The organism is Geodermatophilus sp. SYSU D00758 (genome assembly GCF_054049955.1).
Window position 1 is genome coordinate 1 of sequence record NZ_JBJGYK010000019.1, and the last position, 22,096, is coordinate 22,096.

Annotated in this window: 17 protein-coding genes and 1 pseudogene; 9 read left to right on the plus strand and 9 right to left on the minus strand. The window is 68.6% G+C overall.

The genetic code is table 11. The annotated features are described in order from the left end of the window. On the plus strand, positions 1-132 hold a 132-nt coding region (locus ACI8AC_RS15135; RefSeq protein ID WP_456898709.1), incomplete at its 5' end, for an integrase core domain-containing protein. Between the two features lie 1,139 nt (positions 133-1,271). Further along, on the plus strand, positions 1,272-1,628 hold the full coding sequence (locus ACI8AC_RS15140) for a histone-like nucleoid-structuring protein Lsr2 (RefSeq protein WP_456898621.1): 357 nt from the start codon (positions 1,272-1,274) through the stop codon (positions 1,626-1,628). A 988-nt stretch (positions 1,629-2,616) separates the two neighbouring features. On the opposite strand, the pseudogene istB reads toward ACI8AC_RS15140, so the two are convergent. The 3 genes and pseudogenes from istB to ACI8AC_RS15155 form a co-directional block, all read right to left on the minus strand. Continuing rightward, positions 2,617-3,398 (minus strand): annotated as a pseudogene (istB, locus tag ACI8AC_RS15145) (IS21-like element helper ATPase IstB). Continuing rightward, a complete protein-coding gene (locus ACI8AC_RS15150) occupies positions 3,395-3,778 on the minus strand; it encodes a hypothetical protein (protein ID WP_456898622.1) in 384 nt (127 codons plus the stop codon). The pseudogene istB and the gene ACI8AC_RS15150 overlap by 4 nt, the downstream one beginning before the upstream one ends. Before the next feature lie 843 nt (positions 3,779-4,621). Continuing rightward, a complete protein-coding gene (locus ACI8AC_RS15155; protein WP_456898623.1) occupies positions 4,622-5,254 on the minus strand; it encodes a hypothetical protein in 633 nt (210 codons plus the stop codon). A 152-nt stretch (positions 5,255-5,406) separates the two neighbouring features. Here ACI8AC_RS15155 and ACI8AC_RS15160 point away from each other — a divergent pair, with 152 nt between their 5' ends. Further along, the gene (locus ACI8AC_RS15160) at positions 5,407-6,234 is read left to right on the plus strand and encodes a toll/interleukin-1 receptor domain-containing protein (RefSeq protein ID WP_456898624.1); all 828 of its coding nucleotides are present in this window, start codon (positions 5,407-5,409) and stop codon (positions 6,232-6,234) included. A gap of 93 nt (positions 6,235-6,327) precedes the next feature. Here ACI8AC_RS15160 and ACI8AC_RS15165 read toward each other — a convergent pair whose 3' ends face one another. The 5 genes from ACI8AC_RS15165 to ACI8AC_RS15185 form a co-directional block, all read right to left on the minus strand. Next, positions 6,328-6,642, minus strand: coding sequence for a hypothetical protein (locus ACI8AC_RS15165; RefSeq protein WP_456898625.1), 315 nt, complete (start codon positions 6,640-6,642; stop codon positions 6,328-6,330). A gap of 1,186 nt (positions 6,643-7,828) precedes the next feature. Then, the gene (locus tag ACI8AC_RS15170; protein ID WP_456898626.1) at positions 7,829-8,842 is read right to left on the minus strand and encodes a hypothetical protein; all 1,014 of its coding nucleotides are present in this window, start codon (positions 8,840-8,842) and stop codon (positions 7,829-7,831) included. Positions 8,843-9,295: 453 nt separating this feature from the next. Continuing rightward, positions 9,296-10,201 carry an HNH endonuclease gene (locus ACI8AC_RS15175; RefSeq protein WP_456898627.1) on the minus strand — a complete coding sequence of 302 codons (906 nt, stop codon included), beginning with the start codon at positions 10,199-10,201 and terminating at the stop codon, positions 9,296-9,298. 518 nt (positions 10,202-10,719) lie between these two features. Next, on the minus strand, positions 10,720-11,958 hold the full coding sequence (locus ACI8AC_RS15180) for a hypothetical protein (RefSeq protein ID WP_456898628.1): 1,239 nt from the start codon (positions 11,956-11,958) through the stop codon (positions 10,720-10,722). 541 nt (positions 11,959-12,499) lie between these two features. Continuing rightward, on the minus strand, positions 12,500-13,114 hold the full coding sequence (locus ACI8AC_RS15185; RefSeq protein ID WP_456898629.1) for a hypothetical protein: 615 nt from the start codon (positions 13,112-13,114) through the stop codon (positions 12,500-12,502). Between the two features lie 555 nt (positions 13,115-13,669). On the opposite strand from ACI8AC_RS15185, the gene ACI8AC_RS15190 reads away from it, so the two are divergent. Beyond that, positions 13,670-14,149, plus strand: coding sequence for a hypothetical protein (locus ACI8AC_RS15190; RefSeq protein ID WP_456898630.1), 480 nt, complete (start codon positions 13,670-13,672; stop codon positions 14,147-14,149). 372 nt (positions 14,150-14,521) lie between these two features. Here the strand turns inward: ACI8AC_RS15190 and ACI8AC_RS15195 are convergent, their stop codons facing one another. Further along, a complete protein-coding gene (locus ACI8AC_RS15195) occupies positions 14,522-16,102 on the minus strand; it encodes a recombinase family protein (RefSeq protein WP_456898631.1) in 1,581 nt (526 codons plus the stop codon). A gap of 109 nt (positions 16,103-16,211) precedes the next feature. Here ACI8AC_RS15195 and ACI8AC_RS15200 point away from each other — a divergent pair, with 109 nt between their 5' ends. From ACI8AC_RS15200 to ACI8AC_RS15220, 5 genes are all read left to right on the plus strand, one after another. Further along, entirely contained in the window at positions 16,212-16,421 is a 210-nt protein-coding gene (locus tag ACI8AC_RS15200) for a hypothetical protein (RefSeq protein ID WP_456898632.1), read from the plus strand. Beyond that, on the plus strand, positions 16,414-16,827 hold the full coding sequence (locus tag ACI8AC_RS15205) for a TadE/TadG family type IV pilus assembly protein (RefSeq protein ID WP_456898633.1): 414 nt from the start codon (positions 16,414-16,416) through the stop codon (positions 16,825-16,827). Before ACI8AC_RS15200 ends, ACI8AC_RS15205 begins: the two co-directional genes overlap by 8 nt. Continuing rightward, positions 16,824-17,291, plus strand: coding sequence for a hypothetical protein (locus ACI8AC_RS15210; protein ID WP_456898634.1), 468 nt, complete (start codon positions 16,824-16,826; stop codon positions 17,289-17,291). The genes ACI8AC_RS15205 and ACI8AC_RS15210 overlap by 4 nt, the downstream gene beginning before the upstream one ends. Positions 17,292-17,683: 392 nt before the next feature. Beyond that, positions 17,684-20,314, plus strand: coding sequence for a S8 family serine peptidase (locus ACI8AC_RS15215; protein ID WP_456898635.1), 2,631 nt, complete (start codon positions 17,684-17,686; stop codon positions 20,312-20,314). 221 nt (positions 20,315-20,535) lie between these two features. Then, on the plus strand, positions 20,536-22,092 hold the full coding sequence (locus ACI8AC_RS15220; protein ID WP_456898710.1) for a flagellin N-terminal helical domain-containing protein: 1,557 nt from the start codon (positions 20,536-20,538) through the stop codon (positions 22,090-22,092). The last annotated feature ends 4 nt before the right edge of the window (positions 22,093-22,096 follow it).

Genomic DNA, 22,096 nt, shown 5'->3' on the forward strand with positions numbered 1-22,096 from the left:
CTCAGCGAGTCAGCCCGCCGGAAAGCCCTGCCGGCCTGGCTGCACGAGTACAACCATCACCGGCCCCACACCGCGATCGGCAACCGCCCGCCCATCACCCGCTTGACCAACCTGTCCGAGCAGTACAGCTAGGGAAGCAACTGTCGCGCTATCCTCCCAACCTTCGTTTCACGTACAACGACGCACGAGCGCTGACCTTGAAGCTCAAGGAGTGGTACTTCTCGGACCAGGGAGGAATGTACCTCTCTCGCGAGGCGCAATTAGCCTACAGGAGACTGCAAGAGGAACTTGCATCTGTTGCAGAGAACGATGGCCCCAGGGAGATGTGGGTTACCGCCCAAGCGGACTACGAACGGCTATACACTGCCTTCTCCTTACTTCGAACTGAATTGACGGTGGATCTGCAGAGCCGGGTGCGAAGCCCGCTTGACGACGAACACCAATGAGAGGTGTTTTGAGATCGAGGGCTGTCGGGGCTTCATTGGTCATTGGTCAGGCTGGCCCGTGCGGCGGCCAATGTCCTTGGATGGGCCACTCTGGGGTGCTTCTTTGATAGCCGTCAGCGAGTAGCCCCTCAGGTGAAGTGCACCCTCGGCCGACCGCGGTAGCTCCGCTCGACCTTCCACCAGCGTCCGTTGCTCGGGCTGCCGGACGGGGACATGGCACTGGACTCCTCCTGAGTGATCGTCCGGTCCGCGCCACGCCTACGCTGACGTCGGCCGCTGCGCGCCGCCCGCTGTGCGTCGCAGAATCCGGCACTCCGTATCCACGCCGACGGCCAGGCCCTTCGCGTCGATTGGGGTGTCCGGTTGCCTCACGCGCGGACGCGACTTCTCGCGGCAGCCCCGCATCGAACGTGACGCCGGCTCTAGGCTTCTGGCGCCACCGAGTGGGAGGCGGGTTGCCAGTAGTGCCTCTGTGAGCCGAGTGGCTGGCTTCCTTCGAATCCTGGGCGGGCACCTTTCGGTGGCCGTTCTCCTCGTTGGCGGTAGTGCTAGCCACGGCCCGTGGCTGCCGGTTTCCGCCACGCCACTGACTCCGGTCAATTAAGGCAGTGTTCAGTGGGAGTGCAGACAGCCACCGAGGCCGAGCTCGTCAGCAATTGAGTGAACGCTGGGTGACGGGACATCGCCGCAGTCTCCGAGCGCCGGTAAGGCACTGCCAGAGCATCGCGGGCGGCATGCGTCCATTCACTCCTCGGAGGCACTGTCCGAGGCTCGAGCCTATCTCCTGCGGTATTGTCGGTGCATTCGCCGAATGAGGGAGTATTGATGGCGCAGCGTACTGTTATCCGTCTTGTCGACGACCTGGACGACACCGAGATCGGGCAGGGCGGCGGTGAGACCATCAGCTTCGCCCTCGACGGCCGCCAGTATGAGATCGACCTGACCAACGACCACGCGAGCGAGCTGCGGGCGGCGCTGGACCGGTACGTCCGGGTCGCCCGGAAGGTCGGTGGCCGGCGAAGCCCGTCCCGGGCCACCACCACCGGCGCGAAGGTGGCCGCTCCGGTCGACTACAGCCCCCAGGCCGTCCGCGCCTGGGCGAAGGCTAACAAGATCGATGTCTCGCCGCGCGGGCGCATCCCGCAGAGCGTCGTCGACCAGTTCCGCGCCGCCGGCAACTGAACCGCGGTGGGGGAGAGGCCCGGCAGCACGGCAGCTGCCGGGCTTCGCTACCTGTCATTGCCCAGGGCTGAGACAGTGAGCCCCCCGTGAGCCTGGAGAGCGCATGGCCAGGCTGAAGTTCTGCGCTTGGCCCAGGAGGAGCACGTGTCGTGTGCCGTCCGTGCCTTCCGTGCCTTGCAACTCGGCTGAAGCCGAACAGCGAGGTCGCCGATATGCGTCGACACCGCCGCCGGCGAACGACCTTGATCGCCCGCTGCGCGTGCGGAAACAGCGCCTGGATCGGGTGACCGTCGAGGTCGAGAACCTTGATCGAACGGGAGTCGGTGCGGCCGTGGCCGGCCTGCCGGCGGCGGGAGCCGGGCACCTGGGCCCACGGCAGCGCGGCCACCGCCCGGCGCAGCGTCGGCTGGTTCGCCTTGATCGTGAATAGGTAGTGCCCGCCGCGCGAGCGCAGCCAGCGGGCATGGTCGCGCTGGCAGTGCAGCGCATCGGCGGTGACCAGCACCTCGCGCCCGTCGGGCAGGGCTGCCAGGGCGGGTGGTGAAGGCAGCGATCTCGTCCTTGTCGAGCACTGGCGTCTGGGCCAGGACCAGGGCATGGGCGTGGTCGAACAGGCACAACAGCTTGGTATGCGAGCCGTCGGGTTGGCGTGCTCCGTGTAGCGTCTTGCCATCGGCGGCCAGCACCACCCGCCGCTCAGCCAGCGGGCCGCCGGCCGCGGCCGGCTCGGCGGCTGAGCGGCGGTCGAGCACCCAGCCGGTCAGCGCCGCCTTCAGCGCGGTCACGTCCACCCGGCCGTCGGCGCGGATCCGGGATGTCCTCCAGGGCCTGCAGCAGCGTGCTCGACTCGACGGCGGACAGCCGCCGGGTCGGTATCTCGGCGGTGGTCGCGGCGCGCCGCAGCGCGTTGGGGAAGATGAGGTGTCGGCGTACGACCTCACGTGTCGTTGGGCGTACGGCCTGACGTGTCGTTCCCGCGGCGGTCTGATCATGGCATCGGCGGCTCCGGTGGGGTGAGGAATCGGTCCTTGAGCCGGTAGCTGGGGCCGTTGATGGAGAGCACGTCGCAGTGGTGCAGCAGCCGGTCGAGGATGGCGGTGGCCAGCACCTCGTCGCCGGTGATGGCGCCCCATTCGGAGAAGGCCTTGTTCGAGGTCAGCACGATGGAGCCGCGTTCGTAGCGGCGGGCGACGAGCTGGAAGAGCATGTTCGCCTCGGCGCGGGAGAGCGGCAGGTAGCCGACCTCGTCGAGGACCAGCACCGATGGTTTGAGGTAGGTCTGCAGCTTCTTGGCGAACCGGCCCAGCGTCTCGGCCTCGCGCAGCTGGCGGACCAGGTCGTCGACGCTGGTGAAGTAGACCGAGAAGCCGGCCTGGCAGGCCGCGACCGCAGGGCCACGGCGATGTGGGTCTTGCCCACCCCGGGTGGCCCGAGCAGGGCCACGTTGGCGCGGGCCCGCACAAACCCCAGGGTCGCCAGGTCACGGATCCGGCGGGGGTCGAGGTCGGGCTGGAAGGCGAAGTCGAACTCATCCAGGGTCTTGTGGTGCGGCAGCCCGGAGAGCTTGAGGGCGTTGCGGAACCGGCGCCCCTCGCGCACGCCGACCTCTTCCTCGAGGACCTGGTCGAGGAAGTCCAGATAGCCCAACTGGGCGGCCTCGGCCCGGGCGGCCAGCGCCGGGGCCTCGTCGGCGAGGTGGTGCAGCAGCAGACGTTCGGCGTGCCGGCGGATCCGGTCGGCCACCAGCCCCTCGGGCGCCCTGTCGGTCATGCCGCACCGCCGATCTGCCCGCTCAGGCCGGCGGCGGCGTCGTAGACGCGGGGGTCACGGCGGGCCACCGCAACGCCCATGCCGGGGCAGTCGAGCAGCAGTCCCACCGGCTCGAGCCAATCGGTCGCCGGCTGCTCGACGGTGGGGTCGGTGAGGGTGACCGCCCGGCCCCGGCCGTCGGGCAGCCCATCCGAGTGCGCGGGGTCGATCTGGTCGTCACCGCGGTGCCGGGCCCGCCGGTGCTCGACCAGCAGCCGCGGATCCGGGCCGATCGCGTGAACGGCCACGGTGTCCGGGCCGACCCGCAGCTCCACCGTGATCCCCGCGATCACGTGCTCGGCAGGGATGGAGTAGCGGACCTTCATCGGGCGCTGCCTCATCTACGGCCCCACATTCCGACATGATGTCACTTTCTCGCAAGCCCGTATCCATGGCGAACTCGTTATTGCTCGGATGAACCTCGGAGGAGATCTGGATCTTGGCGGGGTTGAGATTTCGTCGGGATCGTCGCTCGATGTGGCCCAGAGTTGGGCCACGGGAGGAAGAGTCGACATCTCTGTCGGAGCCGCGCTAGTCGAGGGAAACCTCCAAATCCTGGTGCACCCGAACGAAAGGCTTACGCTTGAGGTCACCGACCTGAATGCCGGCCCTCATTCTAGAGTTGTCATCCAGTCTCCAGGGGATCGGGAGGATTGTTCCCGATGGTTACTCACGTCGGGTTGGAAAGTCGCGCCAGGCACGCGGGTTCAGTTGCCGGCAGATCTCGGTCGGTGTCCGCCGAAATGGGTAGGGGACGCTAAGTCCCGGGGGGCGCTCGTTTCCTTTGGTGAGGACCCCTCAGTCGCTCCGGATGCGCGGCCAGCGACTAAGCGGCAGTGGATACCCATGCCACGCCTCAGAACCGCTGGAATCGTTGCGAGATTCACGAGTCTCAAGATGAGACTGAGGAATGGTAGCATAATTCGCCGCGCGCGCGTGCGCACGCCGTAGGCTCGGACACCGTCGAGGCCTTCCGGTCGGGCAGCTTGGTCGCTTCCGATCTTGGAAGGCCTCGGCCCTTTCCGGCCTCAGCTCACATGCGCGAGTCCCTCACGCCCACCACAGGTACGAAGAGCCCGGCTAGGTCGTTCGTCGTGCCGTCCGGGACTTTCCAGGCGAAAGTACCGTCGCAAGTCTGCCTGCTGCCATCTGACAGATTTGGCAAAAGCTGCACGTCAATGCAGTCAGCGCTTGGCGATAAGTGCAGCAACCAGGCGGGATGGATACGCGATAACAGCTTCGCACAGATATGCTAGGTCGACAATTCGGTCTCGCAGTCGTCTAACGGCTAGCCGAAGCCCATATAGCAAAGTCCACTCGCGAAAACCCCTGCGCAAGGGCTCCCCGATGCCCATCCTGGTCCAGCTGTTTCCGTACCCGTCGATGAACTGCAGTCTTGTCCTCTCGTTGTATATGGACCAATCGACGACGTCCTTGTCGCCGCCGTACACCCTCACCGCCTTGACAATCTTACGTCCAGGTTCTATTTCGTCTACATGTCCGAAGAAGTCACCTCTGCTTCTCAAAGCTGCGAAGGTGCGTCCAAGACCCCGAGGATATGCATAGCCCGTGACGGTCACACTTGTTACGTTGATGGTAGAGGCATTGTGGAGAGCTATAGCTGGCTCTTCGTTGATGTTCGTTAGGTAGCACGCCAGCATGCGCGCCTGTTCCTGCTCGTCCATCCTCCGGTCACGCAACATTAGGTAGAAGCCCAAGAGCAAGGACCCGCCTGTTAGAACGGCGCCTACCCAGACGGGGACGCTTCCCCAGTCGATCTTGTGGCCGTTAATGTGTGACAGGTCGGCGAGTAGCACGCTGTCAGTCTCGCAGCAAGGGGCGCGGTGGGCGGAAAGTATCGCGAAAGTGCCGAGAATGAGGCATTCCCTTTCGCCCCACGGTCCCCCTGCGCCACTTTGGGAACATCCGTCACGCGCCTGCCCGTCACCCCCGCGGTTAGGCTGCCGGGGTGAAGGTCTTCATCAGCTGGTCGGGGGAACAGAGCCGCCAGATCGCCGGCGCGCTACGGGACTGGCTGCCGATGGTGATCCAGGCGGTCGAGCCGTACATGTCGGAGCGGGACAATCACGCCGGCGTGCGCTGGAACGACGAGGTCTCGACCCAGCTGGAGTCCACGGACTTCGGCATCCTCTGCCTGACGCCAGACAACCTGACGGCGCCATGGCTGCACTTCGAGGCCGGAGCGCTCGGTAAGGCTATCGAGAGGGGCCGGGTCGTCCCGCTGCTCTTCCGGCTGCGGCCAACGGATGTTAAGGGCCCGCTCAGCCAGTTCATGATGAAGCCGGCGGACGAGACGGGCGTCAAGGACATCTCGGTAGCGATCAACGGCGTCCTTGACCGTCCAATGTCTGACCAAGCCCTGACCGGTGTCTTCCGTGCCTTGTGGGGCCAACTGAAGCAGCAGCTGGACCGGATCGAGGAAGAGCACGCCACTCTGTCGGAGGTCGACCCACCACAGCGGAGCGAGAGGGATCTGCTCGAAGAGATCCTACAGATCGTCCGCGATCAGCGCGGCGGTGGTGGCGGCTTCCGTAATCCCTTGACGTCGTTCTATGACGATTCGGCGGAAATTAGAGGAATAATCGCGCTCCTCGAGCGAGAGATGAAGCGCCAAGGTCACTTGTTGTCGCGAGACGGTCACCGGATCATCGTTAATCTAGCGCAGGACAGTGACCTGCAGAATGAGGACGGACTGCCTGGAACACTCATGCGCGACCTAGCAGACGCGGGCTTGGACGTGGTGGTGCACGCGCCGCCCAAGATGTCTACCAAGTGAAGCTGGCTCGTCTGGTGCTGCAGCGCCGTCGTCCAATCGGACCAAATAGGCCGCTGCGCCTCGTCGCGCGTCCGCCGGCCGTCACGGGCCCGCCTATGTAATTCCCGCTCGACGACCTTCTTTGCTTTCGGCACGCCCTTTTCGGACCAGACTGTCCTTCGGGTCAGTCGGGTGGCCGCCAAGGGACATGAGCAACAGATGGTCTTCCTTGACGTCGCTGAGCTCGCCGCTCAGGCCGCAGAGCGGCATCTGCTCGCGCCTGAGCTTGATCGCTGAGCAGCTCCACGGCCGGATGATGGCCGGCGAGCCGGGGATGCAGATCGTTGTGCCGAGGCGGTTGTAGGCGTCCTGGACGCTGGAGACGATGCCGACGACGTCCACGGTGGCGTGCTCGGCGTCGATGGCCATGCCCTGGCAGGACTGGATGAAGCGCTCGGCGACTTAGCTGCCCTTGGCCTCGACTCTCGGCGGAATCGGCATCGTCGGCTGGCCACTAACGACGTTGCCTACAGGGCGGTGCAGACGGTCTGGTTGCCGCCGTGTGACGGGCCGCAGCCGGCGTAGGAAGCAACGTCGGTCGGCAACTCGGCCGTGGCCTTAAGCAGGTGCCGCTTGAAGAGGCTGCTGTCGTGGTCGAAGTCCCAGGCACCACGACTGGCTCTGATCCCCCGACTGCAGGAGTGGGGGGGGGGTATGACCCCGCGGCCCCTCTGACGCAGATCGCCTGGTCTCAGCAGCCAAGATTCCGCCACGGTGCCAAAGTCGATCAGCCTCAAAACCGTGGTAGGAGCCCGGCCTTACTGGGTATGAGAATGGTGGAGCCGTACAGCGCACAACTCCGCCCGGGGATCCCGGAGCGGTAGCGGCGCCTCGGGGCTGTGGGCCTGCTGGGCCGCGTGACCGACGGCCCGACAGGCCCCGTCCGCAGGAGCGTGAGATGCCAGCAGACCGCGAGGCAGTGCGCCTCCTGCCTGCTCTGCAGAACCGAAGTGCGGGAGTTGCAGAACAGTGCGAGGTCGACCCCGGCTAGTGGTCACGAAGCCTGACCAGCAGCCTGGGCGGAGGCGCATCTGCTTCAGAGGACTGCCCGCAGAGCCGTCGCAACTTCCACGGTAAGGTCTCTGTGCAGCAAGATCAGACCGTGACTGCCCACAGTCACCGCCACTTGAGGCGGATTGTGCCGCCCGGTTCCCGGAAGAGCTCAACCGGGATCTTGGGAGGCAGGGTGCCAGCAGCCTGCTGTCCCGGTGTAAAAGCGTTGTTGGGGACTACTCGCCACCATCTCCCGACGGGTATGTCCCGAACTGTGTGGTGGGCAACGAAGTCAATGCCGGGGGCCTTGCCGAACCAGACAACATTGGAATCAAACGAAAGCTGCACTTTGCACCATGGATACAGGGGATGCTGTTGCCACTGGCCCGGTATCAGGCTGATCGGTTTCATGTGAGCTCCATGCCTCAGTTGCTAATCCGGGCAGCGGTCGAAACTTTGGAGTAACGAGCTCGTTCACCGTAAGTCTCAAGCTCATGCAGCCATCTTGTCTCCCGAAACCGCTTCTTCGAATTTGTCCAGGATGTGGCCAACTCATCCGCCGCTACTGGCCACCCTGCTCGGCCTGACGCCTGGCCGTGCAGGCAATACAAAAGCCTGGCTGGTCGTTGCGGCTTCCATCGACGGGGCAGATCCATACTGCCTTCGCATCTTCCGCACGCCCCCACGTCACGTCAGACAGCTGGAGAGGCGCAGACTGCTCGGCCTGATGGCTAGAGTCTTTCGCCTCAGTGAAAAACTGACCAAGTGTATAGTCAACCGCGTCTCGCGCGTCCTCCAGAAAGCGTCGAACCAGGGGTGCGTACACCGGGTCACCGGGTCCCACATCGCGCTCTTCCAATGCGCACAGCAAGTCAACGTAGGCGCGGTTCCAACGCTCCCTGATGGCAACATTGTGCAGTTGCATTCGCGTACCTTCGGGTCTGATGTCGATTGTCCCAGATGCCAACTCAGCTTTGGTTAGTTCTCGCGGAATACCGCGCATATTGCCGAAGTCATTGAGCTCATCAGCCGTGTACACACCGGGGAATAGATCGAGAACCCGGAGTTCTATTGCATGGTGGACCTGCCCCCATGTCTCTAGGCTCAGCCAGTCCTTATAGACCTTGCGATCCCTCTCGAACTGCTCGCGGGCCGCCTCGCTGGCCCCGCTATCAGCCTCCCGGAGGACAGCTCGAGCGCGCGCACGAGCCTCAGCCTCTGAGGCGGAGTGAGGTTCATCATGAACCGTTTCCGGTGACGACGTGTCGGAAGTTGATGGCCCGAGGTCAATATACTGATCCGCCTGCTGCCGGGCCTGCTGTGCTAGGCGCTCCTGGCGTTCGCGAGCGAGGCGGTTTTGCTCATCCTGTTCTCGCTGGATACACGTGCGGCAGGAACCAGGTGTATGGCCAGGTGCGCCGTCGACAGGACAAAACCATTGGTTCGCGGCCAGTCGCGCTTGAGCCTCCCGATTGTGCGCGAGCCGTTCATCCTCCAGCTTGCGTGCGATCCGCCGCTCGTCCTCCCGCTGGCGCGCCAACCGATCCGCTTCAGCATGGTCTGGGCCGTAATGCATTGCAGTCCCCTCCCCGAGGACGTGCCTCCAGGCTTCTCATGATCCCCTGCAGCTCGCCTCGGCCGCAGGGTCATTGGTCCCGCTACCGTGCGTCGTGCTCCTGTTCGTCGTATCCAGCGGGAACCGAATTTGTGGACGCAGTGGTGTTCTAAGCTCGCCTTCAACGTCAGGCAGCGGCGCTGTGAATGGCGGGATGGCTTGGTGGGGACTCGTCGGCGGCCTTTCGGGCGTTCCGGTGAGCGTCCGCAATGTTTCGGTGGGCTGGCCGGGGTGCCGAGGGGCGGCAGCAGTTGGGCGAAACCGCGGCGGATGGGTGCTGAGGCCGAGGCGCTCACCTCGCTCCGATGGAGGTAGCTGGGCAGGAGGTCGTCGTCCTCCCGCATTCTTTGATCGAGCTGCTGACGATCTCCTCGGTACCTTGGCCCGGCTTGGGCCCGCACGAAGGCCGGTGACCTACTCGTCTGGGTCTGGGTCCGGGTCAGCCGGCTCGGCTGGCAGCGCTGTGATCAGAGGGCGACCGCCGGGCCTCTCGCGCGGCACCTCCCGCAGCCGGCGGGCCAGCGCGTAGGCCAGCTCGATCAGCGGGACGACGGTGGCGGCCTCCTGTTCGGGTATCGGCACCGGCTCGCGCGCAGCCAACACCGTGCGGGCTTCCTCGACGGACCGGGAACCCTTGACCGTCTTGCACTGACGGTGGGCCAAGCGCACGTTGTCCAGCGTGTGCGCCCCGCCCAGCTGGATGGGGAGGACATGTTCCAGCACTGCGCTGGCGGCCTGCCCGCCGTCGTCGAGATCCCCGGTGGTAGGGAGCCCGCATAGGTAGCAGTGGCCGTTGTCGCGTTCGTAGACGTCCTGGAGTGTGAAGGTCTTGACTGCGGCCCCGAAGCCCGCCTGACGAACCCGCTGCGCTGCAACATGCAGCCTGGTCGCGAGGGCCTTCCTGGCTCGCCGGCACTCCGGGCGCTCGCAGTGGGTGTCCCGGCGCTTGAGCAGGAACAGGTCGCCGCACCGCCAGCACACCGCCCACAGATCAGAGCGGGCGTCGTACTCCCTGTCTCGCTTTGCTCGGGTGCGCTCCCGCGCCGCCTCGTTGCGCTTGTCCCGGTCGCGATCCCCGCGCGCTCGGTCCTTACACAAGTTGCTGCACCACTTGGCCTGGCGCCGCTTGCCCGGCATGGCCTGCCCGCAGCGCTGACAGGAAATCGCGGGCCGTTCCTGATTGCGCTGGTTCTGGTCGTGGGCGTCGTTGCAGGCCCGGTCGCAGTAGCGGCGGCGTGCGCCCGCATCTTCCGGCAGGGGAGTACCGCAGTGCAAGCACTGCCAGTTCCGTTCTCGTTCCTGATCGGTCGTCGTGGTCACTGGCGGCTGTGGTCCTTCCGGTCTGGTTCATGGGTTCGGATCCAGGTCCCGAGCAGGTCGGCCCCATTGCGCTTATGGGGCTATGTCGTAGAGGTGACAATGACGGGGTCTGGTGAAGTTGATAGGGGAGGTCTGGGACAGGACCTCCGCCGCGGACGACCGCCCCTCGACCCACGCTCCTGATCAGGCGTGGTAACTCATCCGGCTGCAGTAATGTCTTCGTTCGTGACCTGCGCCGGGTGGTCAGGTCTTGATGCAGCCCGGTGATCACCCGGGCGCATCGACGAGACGTAACCCGCTCCTTTGTCCTGCAAGCGCAACAGATTGCCGGGGAAGGTGAAAGGACGAGGGGCGCTCGCGAGCCTCTCAGCGTGGCTCTCAGGGCGATTGCAGGCCACTCTGACGGGGAATCACAGCATCGGGTACGGATGGCTAATTCGTTCAGCCCGAGGCCAAGAAAGTCCCCTGACGCGGCGGCATTTCACTTACCTCTCCGGCGTCCCATTCTGGGTGTCGCATCAGATCGTGTTGCCGTTGACCGTCAGCTCGTAGTTGTTGCAGTGGCTCTTTCCGTTGCTCCACGTCCCTGTGTTCCTGTGGATTCGCACCGCCTTGTGCTTCTTCTGCATAATGCCCAGGACCCGCCCCACGTAGGACCGGTCGTGGCCGATGCTCATCGCCGTCCTGGTCTGGCTGACCAGCGGTCGGGTGCTGTTGGTCACGATGGCCTCGTAGGCCAGCTCCTGGGCGATGTCCAGCATCACCCCGCGGAAGACGTCCTTGTGTGCCTCCAGCCAGACCTGCACCCGCTCGTACACCTCGGTCTCGGGGCGGTAATCGAAGTCGATGTCCGCTCTGGCCTGGGCAAGGGTGGCCCTGACCTCCCGCGGGTCCAGACCGCTGTCAACGGCTGCCTCCGCCAGGGTTTCCAGATCACCACCGCATCGGTAGACCTCCAGGGCGTAGCGGTGGCACAGCACATTGCGGGAGCCCTCGGGCGTGTTCTTCATCTGGGAGGCGTAGGTCTTCGTGATCGTGTCCACTCTCAGGTCGAAGCCCAGCGCCGCCAGCTTCTCCCTGTACACACACTCTCTGTTCTCACTCTCTGGCAACACTCCCTGGGCATAAGCTCTGGCGTCATTCCCTGTGTCAACTATCTTCAAGGTAGAAGTAGAAGTGCAAGTACAGGCGTCAGTAGCAGTACAGGTACACGTCCTTGGTGCAGGTGCAGGTGCAGGTGCAGGTGCAGGTGCAGGTGCAGGTGCAGGTGCAGGTGCAGGTGCAGAGGGTTCCAATTCCTGTCCTGACAGGGACGACAGCCAGTCCCAGACCAGGGCCGGGTCAGCGAAGGCTGAGGAGATGAACTCTTTGCCGGGGCCGGTGAAGATGGCGTAGCCACCAGTGCCCAGGATGTCCACGCCTGGGACGTAGCTGCGCTGCCGGTGTTCTCCCTTCCAGGGGAGCCAGATGTGCCCGCCCTTCTCGGTCGTCACGTTGAAGGGCACCGGCGGGGCCAGGTCGGTCCTGTCGATGTCCACCACGAGCACACCGGATAGTTCGCCGTTGATCAGCGCCAGACCCGCCCATGGCCCCTTTAACTGGTCTAGGTCGACGCCGTCGTTGAAGTTCCGGATGCCTGCGGCGGGCTTCTTGTCCGCCTGGACGGGCAGGATCGCCCGGCTGGCCAGCAGTCTCGGACCGAGCTCTGGGCCGAGCACTGCCATGGTCAACTGCTCGACAGCGTCTGCCTTGGTCACGGCCTTGTTCCTTTGCTGATTCTGTCGGCCATCGCCTCCTCGTGATGATGGCGCGGGGTTGCCAGCGGCCTAGCGATAAGCCACCTGTGGCCCTTCCTGGCGCGCGAGCATGGCGCTGTGTTAATCCTTAAGGGATGTCCGTTAGGCTGTCTCACGGGCGCAGGTGGCGATTAAAGGCGGATCAAGGCGATGCCTTGACCCAACTGGCCGCCCAGGAATGGGCACACAGCAGAGATGCCAGTAGCCGAGGCACCGGCCGAGCTGAGAAAGGTCGAGTCGGCACCGCGGTACCGGCAGATGCGAGCTGCCTGCCAGGAGTCCGGGATCAAGTGGGTGGCGTCGCCCCGTCGAGCCGGGCCACCGGCCCGGGTGCGTACCGGGCGCGCCGCTCCCGGAGGTCCCGGCCTGGCTGCCGGCCGTCTTTACGTGCCCGGGAGCGAGGCGGGCCAGCAGGTGTGCACCGCGCAGTTGGACGATTCGCCGTCCCCGCGCCACCAGCCACGGCTACGGCTGGCGGCGCGGGAACAGGACGAGGCGCCGGTCAGAACGCCCTGTGCACCCGAAAGAGCACGACGTCCGTGTGCTCGTCCGCGGTGTGGGTGCTTCCCCGGGCGATGATCTCGACGTTGTATCCGCGCTCGGAGAAGACCCGGCTCAGCCCGTCGGTGTCCAGAGGGTCCGTGTCCGGGGCCCGGAAGTAGGTCAGGGTCAGCTCGCCGGAGAGGACGCCGTCCTCGTTCTGCTCGGGCTCCTGCTGGAGCAAGCACAGCTCCGGGGCGCCGAACGGGCCCCAATACACGCTGTCCGGATCAGTGGTGAGCTTGGTGAGGGCGCGTCCGCTGTAGACGTCCGAGACGGCCCGGGCGATCACGGCGGCCAGCCGGGGCGGGCCGTCGGCCACATCACTCTCGGCCTGCTGCAACTGAAGCCAGCAGCCTTCCACGGCCAGGGCGGTCACCTCGAGCGTGTCGCGGGCGTGACTCCATTCCGCGGCCAGCGTGCTCAGATTGTTCGGGCGGGCCTGGCCGCTGAGCAGATGAGCACGCAGGTCCTCGACGGCGTCCTCGAGCTGCGCCTGAAGGTCCTGCCAGGCGGCGAGCGCGGCCTCGGCCTCGTCGTGCCGGAACGGGCCGGTGGGGGTGCGGTTGTAGGGCATGGTGACTTTCTCGTGTGATTGGTGCGGAGAAGGCAGGGGTCAAGCACCAGAGGCGGGCTGGCCCGAAGTGATTCCGTCTGCGCCTGGACGTCCCTCTCGAGATGTGGGTGCTGGACTTGGTGGGCGCGAGGCCCAGCTGTCCTGGGCGCCTCTCACCGGGGCGCTCCCCGCGGGAGGCGGGCGCGGCCCTCGTCCCGTGGGCAGGTGAGCCGGCGTCAGAGTGCGCGCCGGCCTTGTGTAGTCGAACAGGTGTTCATGGGGTCCTCCTCGTCTAATGCCGGTCTCGCACTGCGGGGCTGCATTCGTCCTCCTGGGAACGACTCCAACACTAACTCTGTCAAGCCTGGCCCTGACAAGCCAAACCTAGTGTGAGATGACTCACCCCCCACCCGCTGCCCGCGGTGCTGGCCCCGCCCCGAACGGGCGTTGCTCGGCGTGGGCCTGTTTGGCGTTGACTGAACGTCCGGTCAAGCTGTGCCCATGCCTGATACTTCGCGCAGGACGACCAACTCCCGGGCGATGTTTCCCGCGGTTAGGCCCCAGCCCGACTGGTCCGTGGAGATCCACCGCAGCGAAGCCGGCTGGCAGATCGCAGCGCGCTGGTGGGGGTACGCCGACGACCCGCCGGGTGAAGTCCCCGGGCCGCGCGAGGTGCTAATCCAGCCTGCCCAAGACATCAGGCCCGAGGTCCTGCGCCGCGGGGTGACTACCGGCGTCATGCGACGGCTCGAGCGCCACCTCGGCAACATGGCCGCGGAGTTCGCGGAGAAGCGGGGCGAGCAAGCAGACCGGGAGTATGTAGAGACTTTGGCGGCCGCACTGGCAGAGCTTCCCGAGGGTCCCCGCTCGGCACCCGACGTGAATACCTACTACGACGCATTACTGCACTTATTCGAGACCGTCGCCGCCACCCACCGGGAGCCGGTCAACGTCCTCGCCAAGGCGATGGGCATCCCGAGAAGCACGCTCAACAACCGTCTTGTCACCGCTCGGCGACTGCGCAACCGGAAATACCGTGGCCGCGACGCGGGGTGAGTAGTGCTCGAGGATGTCACCGTCCCTCAGCGCCGCACGAAGACCTCGGCGGCGGAGTGCAGAGTCACCTCGACGTCTTGGTGTGGCGAGCTGCGACGGCTCCAGCCGCACGGAAAGACGGACATCCTCCGTCATGGCGGGGGAGGTAATGCTGTCCGTCGACGCCGATCTTCGACGACCGCGCTTAGCGCTCTGCGTTCATACGCGGTCACGTTGCCGATCCGCTAGAGCAGGACTAGTTGGCATCGTCCAGCACTGATGATAAGCCATCCATGAACCGCTGCCCCGGCGGCTGCTTGTTGGACCTGCTTTCCAATCGGCGAGCGCACGGCCGGACGATGCACTTGATGCCGTCGTGCACTCCGATTTCCCTTAGTGGTGTTCCGTTGGTGACGGGCCAGTCGGCTGGGTCTCCAAAGGAGGCGTGGAGACCGAAAACCCCTCCTTGGGGATCGGGCGGTGGCCGGGACGCTCGTCCAGGGCTGTGAACCAGTGTTCCCGCTCGGTGGCGTAGCTGGTGTCGCCGTCCTTGTAGTTGAAGGGGAGTAGTGGCCGCTCCCTAGCCTTGTAGATCGTGCGCAGGTCCATGGTCACCTGGTGTTCGATGGGCACGTTCTTTTTGCCCCGTCCCCGAGGATGCAGCTTGATCCGCGCGACCTTCGCGAGGAGGGCCCGTTGCTCGTCCAGGGTGAGGCTCTCAAAGTGGCGTACCTGCTCCATGGAGGTGGGTACGTTCGTTGCCACCTCCGCCTCCGCGATCTGCCGCTCGATGTCGGACCGCTGCTCCTGGAGCGCCTTACTCGCGGCGATCATGGCGGTCTCGTTGAGTACGCCGCTGGCGAATGAGGTGGCGACCGCGTTCATCCGCTCCTGTATCGCCTGTAGCTCCTCCCACAGCTTGGAGGGCATCCCTCGTTCCGGAAGCGGCATCAGCAGGCCTGGCCGCGTAATGAGCATCGTCGTGACGATGGTTGTCCTAACGAGCTGGTCAGCCTCGTCGCGCGGAGTGCTGATGTGGTAGTTCCCGCATTGGTAGATCAGCCGGCCTTTGTAGCCGGAGCCTGCGTTTACCGGCTCCTCGCAGACCGCACAGCGGGCGATGCCGGTCAGCAAGTTGAGAGCCTTTCTGCCTCGGCTCTCCCTACGCCTAAGGCGTGAGGGGTCTGTCAGCTTCGCGACCAGCAGAGCATGTGTCTCGGGCGAGATGATCGGCTCCCAGGCGCCGTGGCCAATCACCTCGCCCTTGTAGGTGGCCAGGCCGGCGTTCCGGGGATTGAGCAAGATCTTGCGCAGACCGTTGTGCGTCCACCCGTCTACCCCCTTGGCGCTTCGTGGCGTACTCACGCCCAGGGCCTTCCACTCGCTCACGATTGACCGCAGGGATGCGCCGGCCAGGACGTCGTCCGCCGCCTTGCGGATTAGGTTGGCCTCGGCGGAGATCACCGTGCCGTCCAGTTCGTAGCCGAAGGCTCGCCAGCCGCTCGACCACGGCTTCCCTTGAGCGGCCCGTTGCTGGTTGGCCAGCCGCTGGCGCGAAGCCTTGCGCTCAACCTCCAGCTCGGCGATGACCGACATGATCGTGCCGATCGCCTTGCCCATGTCCGTGGACAGGTCAACATCACCGGTCGCCGTGGTGATGCCGACGCCGGTGTCGCGGCAGATCTTCGCGATCTCGATGAATTCGGCTGTGCTGCGGGTGACCCGGTCGATGGCCCATGCCATGACCACGTCGACTGTGCCGCTCCGCATCGCCTCCACGACGCGGTCCCAGCCGGGCCGGTTCTTGCCTGAGTAGGCGCTGTAGGAGATGTCTGCCTCGTGGCCCACGACCTCCCAACCTCGGGCCTCTGCGATGGCCCGACAAGCGGCTTCCTGTCTGTCGTTGGACTGACCCTCACCGGTGTCGTCCTTAGAGATGCGGGTGTAGATCAGCACGCGCTTGCGGTCGGGCACGCGTAAAGCATACCCCGAATGGTTACAGGAGGTTCGCCCTGTTCCCGGGGTTGATCAGCATCGTCTCGCTGGCGCGATGAGCCCGCGGACCCGACCGGAAGGACGCTCGATGATGCGTGCTCGCCTGCTGTTGCTCACCGTTCTCGCCGCGCTGGCGGCCCGGCTGCGGGTGGAGGACCCCGAGCGGGGTGACGTGCCGGGCTGGGTGATGATCACGGTGATGACGGCGGCCCTGGTGCTGGCCATCCTGGTCCCGTTCCGCGAGGCGGTCGTGGCGGCGGTGACCAACGCGCTGGCGTCGGTCACCGCCGGTGGCTGAGCGGCGGCTCCCGGGCGCGGCCGGTTCCGAGCGCGGCGGCGCGGTGGTGGAGTTCGTGCTGGTCTCGGTGCTGGTCGTCGTGCTGCTGCTGGCGGTGCTGCAGGTGGCCGTCTACGTGCACGTGCGCAACGTGGTGACCGCCGGGGCGCAGGAGGGCGCGCGGTTCGCGGCGAACGCCGACGTGCCGGCGGCGGCCGGGGCGGACCGGACGCTGGCGGTGGTGGCCGCGGCGACGTCGGACGCGACCGCGGCCGGGCTGCGGTGCGCGGCCGGCGAGGAGACCGACGTCAGCGGGCTGCGGCTGGTGGTGGTGCGCTGCTCGGGGGCGGTCCCGACGCTGCTGGCCGGCCTGGGGTCGCTGCTGCCACTGCAGGTCACCGGGCGGGCGGTGGAGGAGTCGCCGTGAGGTGGCTGCGGGCCCGGCTGGGCATGCTGGCCGGGCAGCGGGGCTCGGCGCTGGTGGACTTCGTGTTCGTCGCGATCGTCGTGTTCGTGCCGCTGGTGTACGTGGTGGCCGGGTTCTCGGCGGTGCAGCGCGGGGTGTTCGCCTCCACCGCCGCGGCGCGGGAGGCCGGGCGGGCGATCGGGACCGCGCCGGACGCGGTCACCGGGATGACGCGTGCGGAGCGGGCGGCGCAGCTGGCGGTGGCCGACCAGGCGGTGGACGCCGCCGACGTTGCGGTGGCCTACGCCCCGCCCGGTGCGGGCTGCGCGGCGGCGGGGTCGTACGCGCCGGTTCTGGTGCCGGGGGAGGAGTTCACCGTGTGCGTGACGGTGACCGTGCGGATCCCGCTGATGCCGGAGTTCGTCGACGCCAACACCGCCACCGGCGCGTTCACCGTCGAGCGCGACCGCTACGTCGACCCCTGACCCCGTGGCCCCGGCCGGTGGTCCCGGACGGCCCTGGCCGTGGGCCACCGGCTGAAGCCCTGTCGGCCGGCTGCGCGCCGCCTGCTGCCTGACCTCGGCCGGCGTCGGGGCGCAGGCGCCTTCCACCGGCTCTGCTGCGGAACCCTGCTGGCCGGTCTGCGCCCCCGGGGTCGGCCGTCCGGACTGACCCGACGGGGGGACAGTCGCCGCGCAGGCCTTGTAGTAACGCACTGTATCCGACGAAATACGTGCAGCTCCGGCCCGAGAGTGTGTTCTCGGCCGGCACCCACGCCCTCCGGGGGAATCCCTGCACGAACGGGAAGACGATGCGCGCAGCGACACGGGCCGACGGCGGTCCGACGGGCCGGTGGACGAGCCGGCGGAGCAGGGCGGTGGCTGTGGTCGCGGCCGCCGGGCTCGGCTTCGGCGGCGCGGCCGCGATCGACAGCGCGCTCGCCGAGCCGCCGATCGAGGTCGCCGATGGCTACGGCCCGGCCGGTGACGGGCGCACCCGGCTGGTGGTGACCGCCGAGGGCGGCATCGACACCGCCGCTCTCGCCGCGCTCGAGGCGGCCGGGGCGGTCGACTCCGCGCAGCTGCTCTTCGACGGCAGCGCGCTGGTCGCCGGGTTCGGCATCACCCCGCGGACGGTGCGCGCCGTGCTACCCGACGCCGAGGCGACGGTGTCGGTGCCCGGCGAGGTCGCGTCCGGGCAGCCGATCACCGACCCGTACTGGGCGCTCTACGGCTACAACCTGTCCAACACCGGCAGCAACGCGTACAACCAGGCCGCGGTCGCCGGCGCCGACGTCGCCGCCCCGGTCGGCTGGCAGGCCGGGACCGGCCGCGGCCTGACCGTCGCCGTGATCGACACCGGGGTGATGACCAGCCACCCCGACCTCGCCGGGGCGCTGTGGACCAACCCGGGCCAGCCCTGCGGCGCCGGCGACACCGACGGCAACGGATACGCCGGTGACTGCCACGGCTGGAACTTCTACGCGAACAACGCCGATGTCACCAACGGCGGGGACAGCGGCCACGGCACCGGCGTGGCGGGCGTCGTCGGCGCCCGCGCCGGCAACGGCCACGGGTCGGCCGGAGTGGCCCCGGACGTGACCATCATGCCGCTGGTCATCGGTGGCGGGTCGAGCGTCGACCTGCGCCTGGGCGCGCAGGCCATCCGCTACGCCGCCGACAACGGCGCCGACGTCGTCAACGCCTCCTGGGGCGGGAACAACAGCGCGCAGATCCTCACGGACGCCATCGCCTACGCGAACAGCAAGGGCGTCGTCGTGGTGGCAGCGGCGGGCAACGACGCCCTCGACCGCGACACCTCGCTGTTCTACCCGGCCTCGCTGATCGCGGAGAACCTGGTCACTGTCGGCAACAGCACCGCGTCGGACACGGTGAGCGCCTCCTCGGCCTACGGCGCCACGAGCGTCGACCTGTTCGCGCCGGGCACTCACGTGGTCACCACCCACAACGACGGCGGGTACCGGGCGGTGTCGGGGACCTCGATCGCCGCGCCGCACGTCGCGGCCGCGTTCGCCCTCTACCGGGCGCACGACGAGGCGGCCACCGCGGCCGAGCTGGTCGGCGCCCTGCTGGCCGACGTGCAGCCGGTCGCCGCGTTCGCCGGCAAATCGGTCACCGGCGGGCGGCTGTCGCTGTCGGCGCTGGGCGGCACCCCGGCTCCGGTCACCTACACCTTCTCGGGGATGGTCGCCGAGGCCGGCACCGTCGTCCCGCAGGTGGTCGTCTCCGGCAGCGGCGGTGGCGCGACGTACTCGGTGCGGCTGGGGCTGGGCATGGAGCACGAGGGCAGCGTCTACGCACTGACCGACCACCCGGTCACCGTGAACGGGACGACGGTGCGCACCGACGACAGCGGGGAGGCGGACTTCAACCTGGGCTACCTGGCCGGGCTGGGGTCGCTGGTGGTCTCCCCCTCCACCGACCTGGCCGAGGGCCGCTACGTGCTGACCGCGCACCTGGTGCAGGGCGGCACCCCGGTGGGCCTGGCCCACGCCGCGCCCCTGCTGGTCGGCGAGGCAGGCGCTCCGGTGCCCGCCGACGGCGGGCCCGCCCCGGGTACCCCGGTCCCCGGCGCGTCGACCCCCGCGCCCGGCGGCTCGGCCCCCGGCGGCTCGGCCCCCGCGCCCGGCGGCTCGACGCCGGTCCCGGGCGGCTCGACCCCGGCCCCGGGCAGCAGCACCCCGACCCCCGGGAGCTCGACCCCGGCGCCGGGTGGCAGCACCCCCGCCCCCGGCGGCGCCGCGCCCGCACCGGGCAGCGCACCTGCCCCGGGGGGCGCCACCCCCACCCCGGGCGGCTCCAGCCCTGCGCCGGGCGGGTCGGCGCCCGCGCCGGGGAGTTCGACCCCAACCCCGGGCAGCAGCACGCCCACCCCGGGCGGCGCCACCCCGACCCCGGGCGGCCGCACGCCTGCCCCCGACGGCAGCACCCCGGCACCGGGCGGCTCGATCCCGGCCCCGAGCGGCGGCACCGCACCCGACCTGGGCGGGGTGAAGACCTACCCGCAGGTGGGCCCCTTCCGGCTGACCTCCATCAGCCCCACCCGGGTCAGCACCGCCGGCGGCACCCGCGTGGTGGTCACCGGCGAGGCGATCCCGGCCGGCGCCCGGGTCCGGGTCGGGTCCACCGCGCAGGCGACCGTCCTGTCCGCGTCGACGACCAGCCTGTCGTTCACCACCCCGGCGCGGGTGGCCGGCGGCTACGACGTGTTCGTGTTCGCACCCGACGGCACGTCCACGGTGCTCACCGCCGGCCTGACCTACCTCGACGTCACCGGCGGTCCGGACGCGCCCGCCCCGGCACCCGGGGGTGCCGCGCCCGCGCCGGGCACCCCCGGGGACGGCCAGGAGCCGGCGGCCGGGACCGGCGGGTCCGCGGTCACCGGGCCGAACGGGGAGCGCCTGCTGCCCTCCGCCCGGTTCGCCGCGCTGGGCACCGCCATCTGGCGCGTGGACTGCTCGAGCACCTGCGGCGGCCTGCCCGTCTGACCGCTCGGCGCCGACCCGGCGCACCGTCCCGAGGAGCCCCGACCAGCGCGGTCGGGGCTCCTCCGGACGGTCACCCCGGGGACAGCCCCCGGGAGCACCACCTCCGGGGCGGATGCACCGGTTTGGAGTGGAGGGCGGGACGCGTGGTGCCGATGTGGTGAACCCGGCCCCCGCCGCACGGGCGGGGTGGAGCTCGACACAGGGAGGTGCGCGGGGTGGTCATGGGCGTCACCACCCACGTGGCGGCACTCGACGCCCACCGCGCCCTGGGCCGGACCGAGCAGACCGTGGCGACGTCGCTGCGGCGGCTCTCCTCGGGCCTCCGGATCACCCGAGCCGCCGACGACGCGGCCGGGCTGGCCGTCTCGGAGGGGCTGCGCGCCCAGGTCCGCGGGACGGCGCAGGCCGTCCGCAACGCCCAGGACGGCCTCGGCCTGGTCCGGGTCGCCGACGGAGCGCTCGACGGGGTCACCGCCGTGCTGCGCCGGATGCGGGACCTGACCGTGCAGGCCGCCGGCGCCGGTGCCCTGGACGCCGCCGCCGTGGCGGCCACCCGCGCGGAGTTCGACCAGCTCAAGCAGGAGCTCGACCGCATCGCGGGGACCACCGCGTTCCACGGCGTCCCCGTTCTCGACGGGGGTCTCGACGGCCTGCTCCAGGTCGGGCCGGACGCCGGCGACACCCTCCGGGTCGTCATCGGCCTCTCCGGCCGGGGGGTGGACACCGCCGGGCTCGGGCTCTCCGCGGTCGACGTCACCGACGGGCTCGGGCTGCCGCACGCGGTCGCCGCGGCCGTCGCCGCCGAACCGAGCACGCCCGCCGCCGGCCGGCTGACCCTGGCCGGTGACTTCACCTCCGCGGGGGCGTATGCCGCGCGCTTCGCCGCGCTGGTCGGGACGGTCGAGTACGGCGGGCGCTCGTTCGACCTCTCCTCGGTGGACCACACCGGAGCGGGCACCGCGCAGGAGCACCTCGAGCGGCTCAACGCCGCGGTGGTGGCCGCCCTCGGCGGCGGCGTCACCCCGTTCGTCGCCACGGCCGCCGGGCTGGTCCTCACCGGCGAGACCCCCGGCCCGGCCTCGACCGCGGACGACGCCGCCGCGCTCACCCCGCGGTACACGGGCGCGCCCGGGGGGCTCGCCGTCCCCCACGCCGTGGACCCCGCCGTCCCCGCCGCCCGCGCAACGCCGGAGGCCGGCCGGCTGACCGTGGCCGGGGACTTCCTCTCCTCCGGGGCGTACGCCGCGAGCTTCGCGGGACTGGCCGGGACGGTCGAGTACGGCGGGCGCTCGTTCGACCTCGGGTCGGTCGACTACACCGGCGCGGCGACGGCGCAGGAGCACCTCGACCGGCTCGACGCCGCGGCGGCGGCCGCCCTCGGCAGCGAGGTCGCCCTGCTCGCGACCGCCGGGGGCCTGGTCCTCACCGGGGAGGCGCCCGGCCCGACCTCGACCGCGGACGACGCCGCCGCGCTCACCCCGGTCTACGTCGGGGACGCCGGGACCGGCGGCACCCTCCGGGCCGTCGACCTGGCCCTCGGCCGGGTCGCCACCCTCCGGGCCGAGCTGGGCGCGGTCGACAACCGGCTCTCCTCCCGGATCACCCGGCTGGCCGTCGCCGCCGAGAACGCCCTGGCGGCGGAGGCGCGGATCCGCGACGCCGATGTGGCCGCGGAGTCCGCCGCCCTCGCCCGGGGCCAGCTCCTCGCCGAGGTCGGGACCGCCGTGCTCGCCCAGGCCGACCGGTCCGCTCGCCGGGTCCTCGACCTGCTGCGCTGACGTG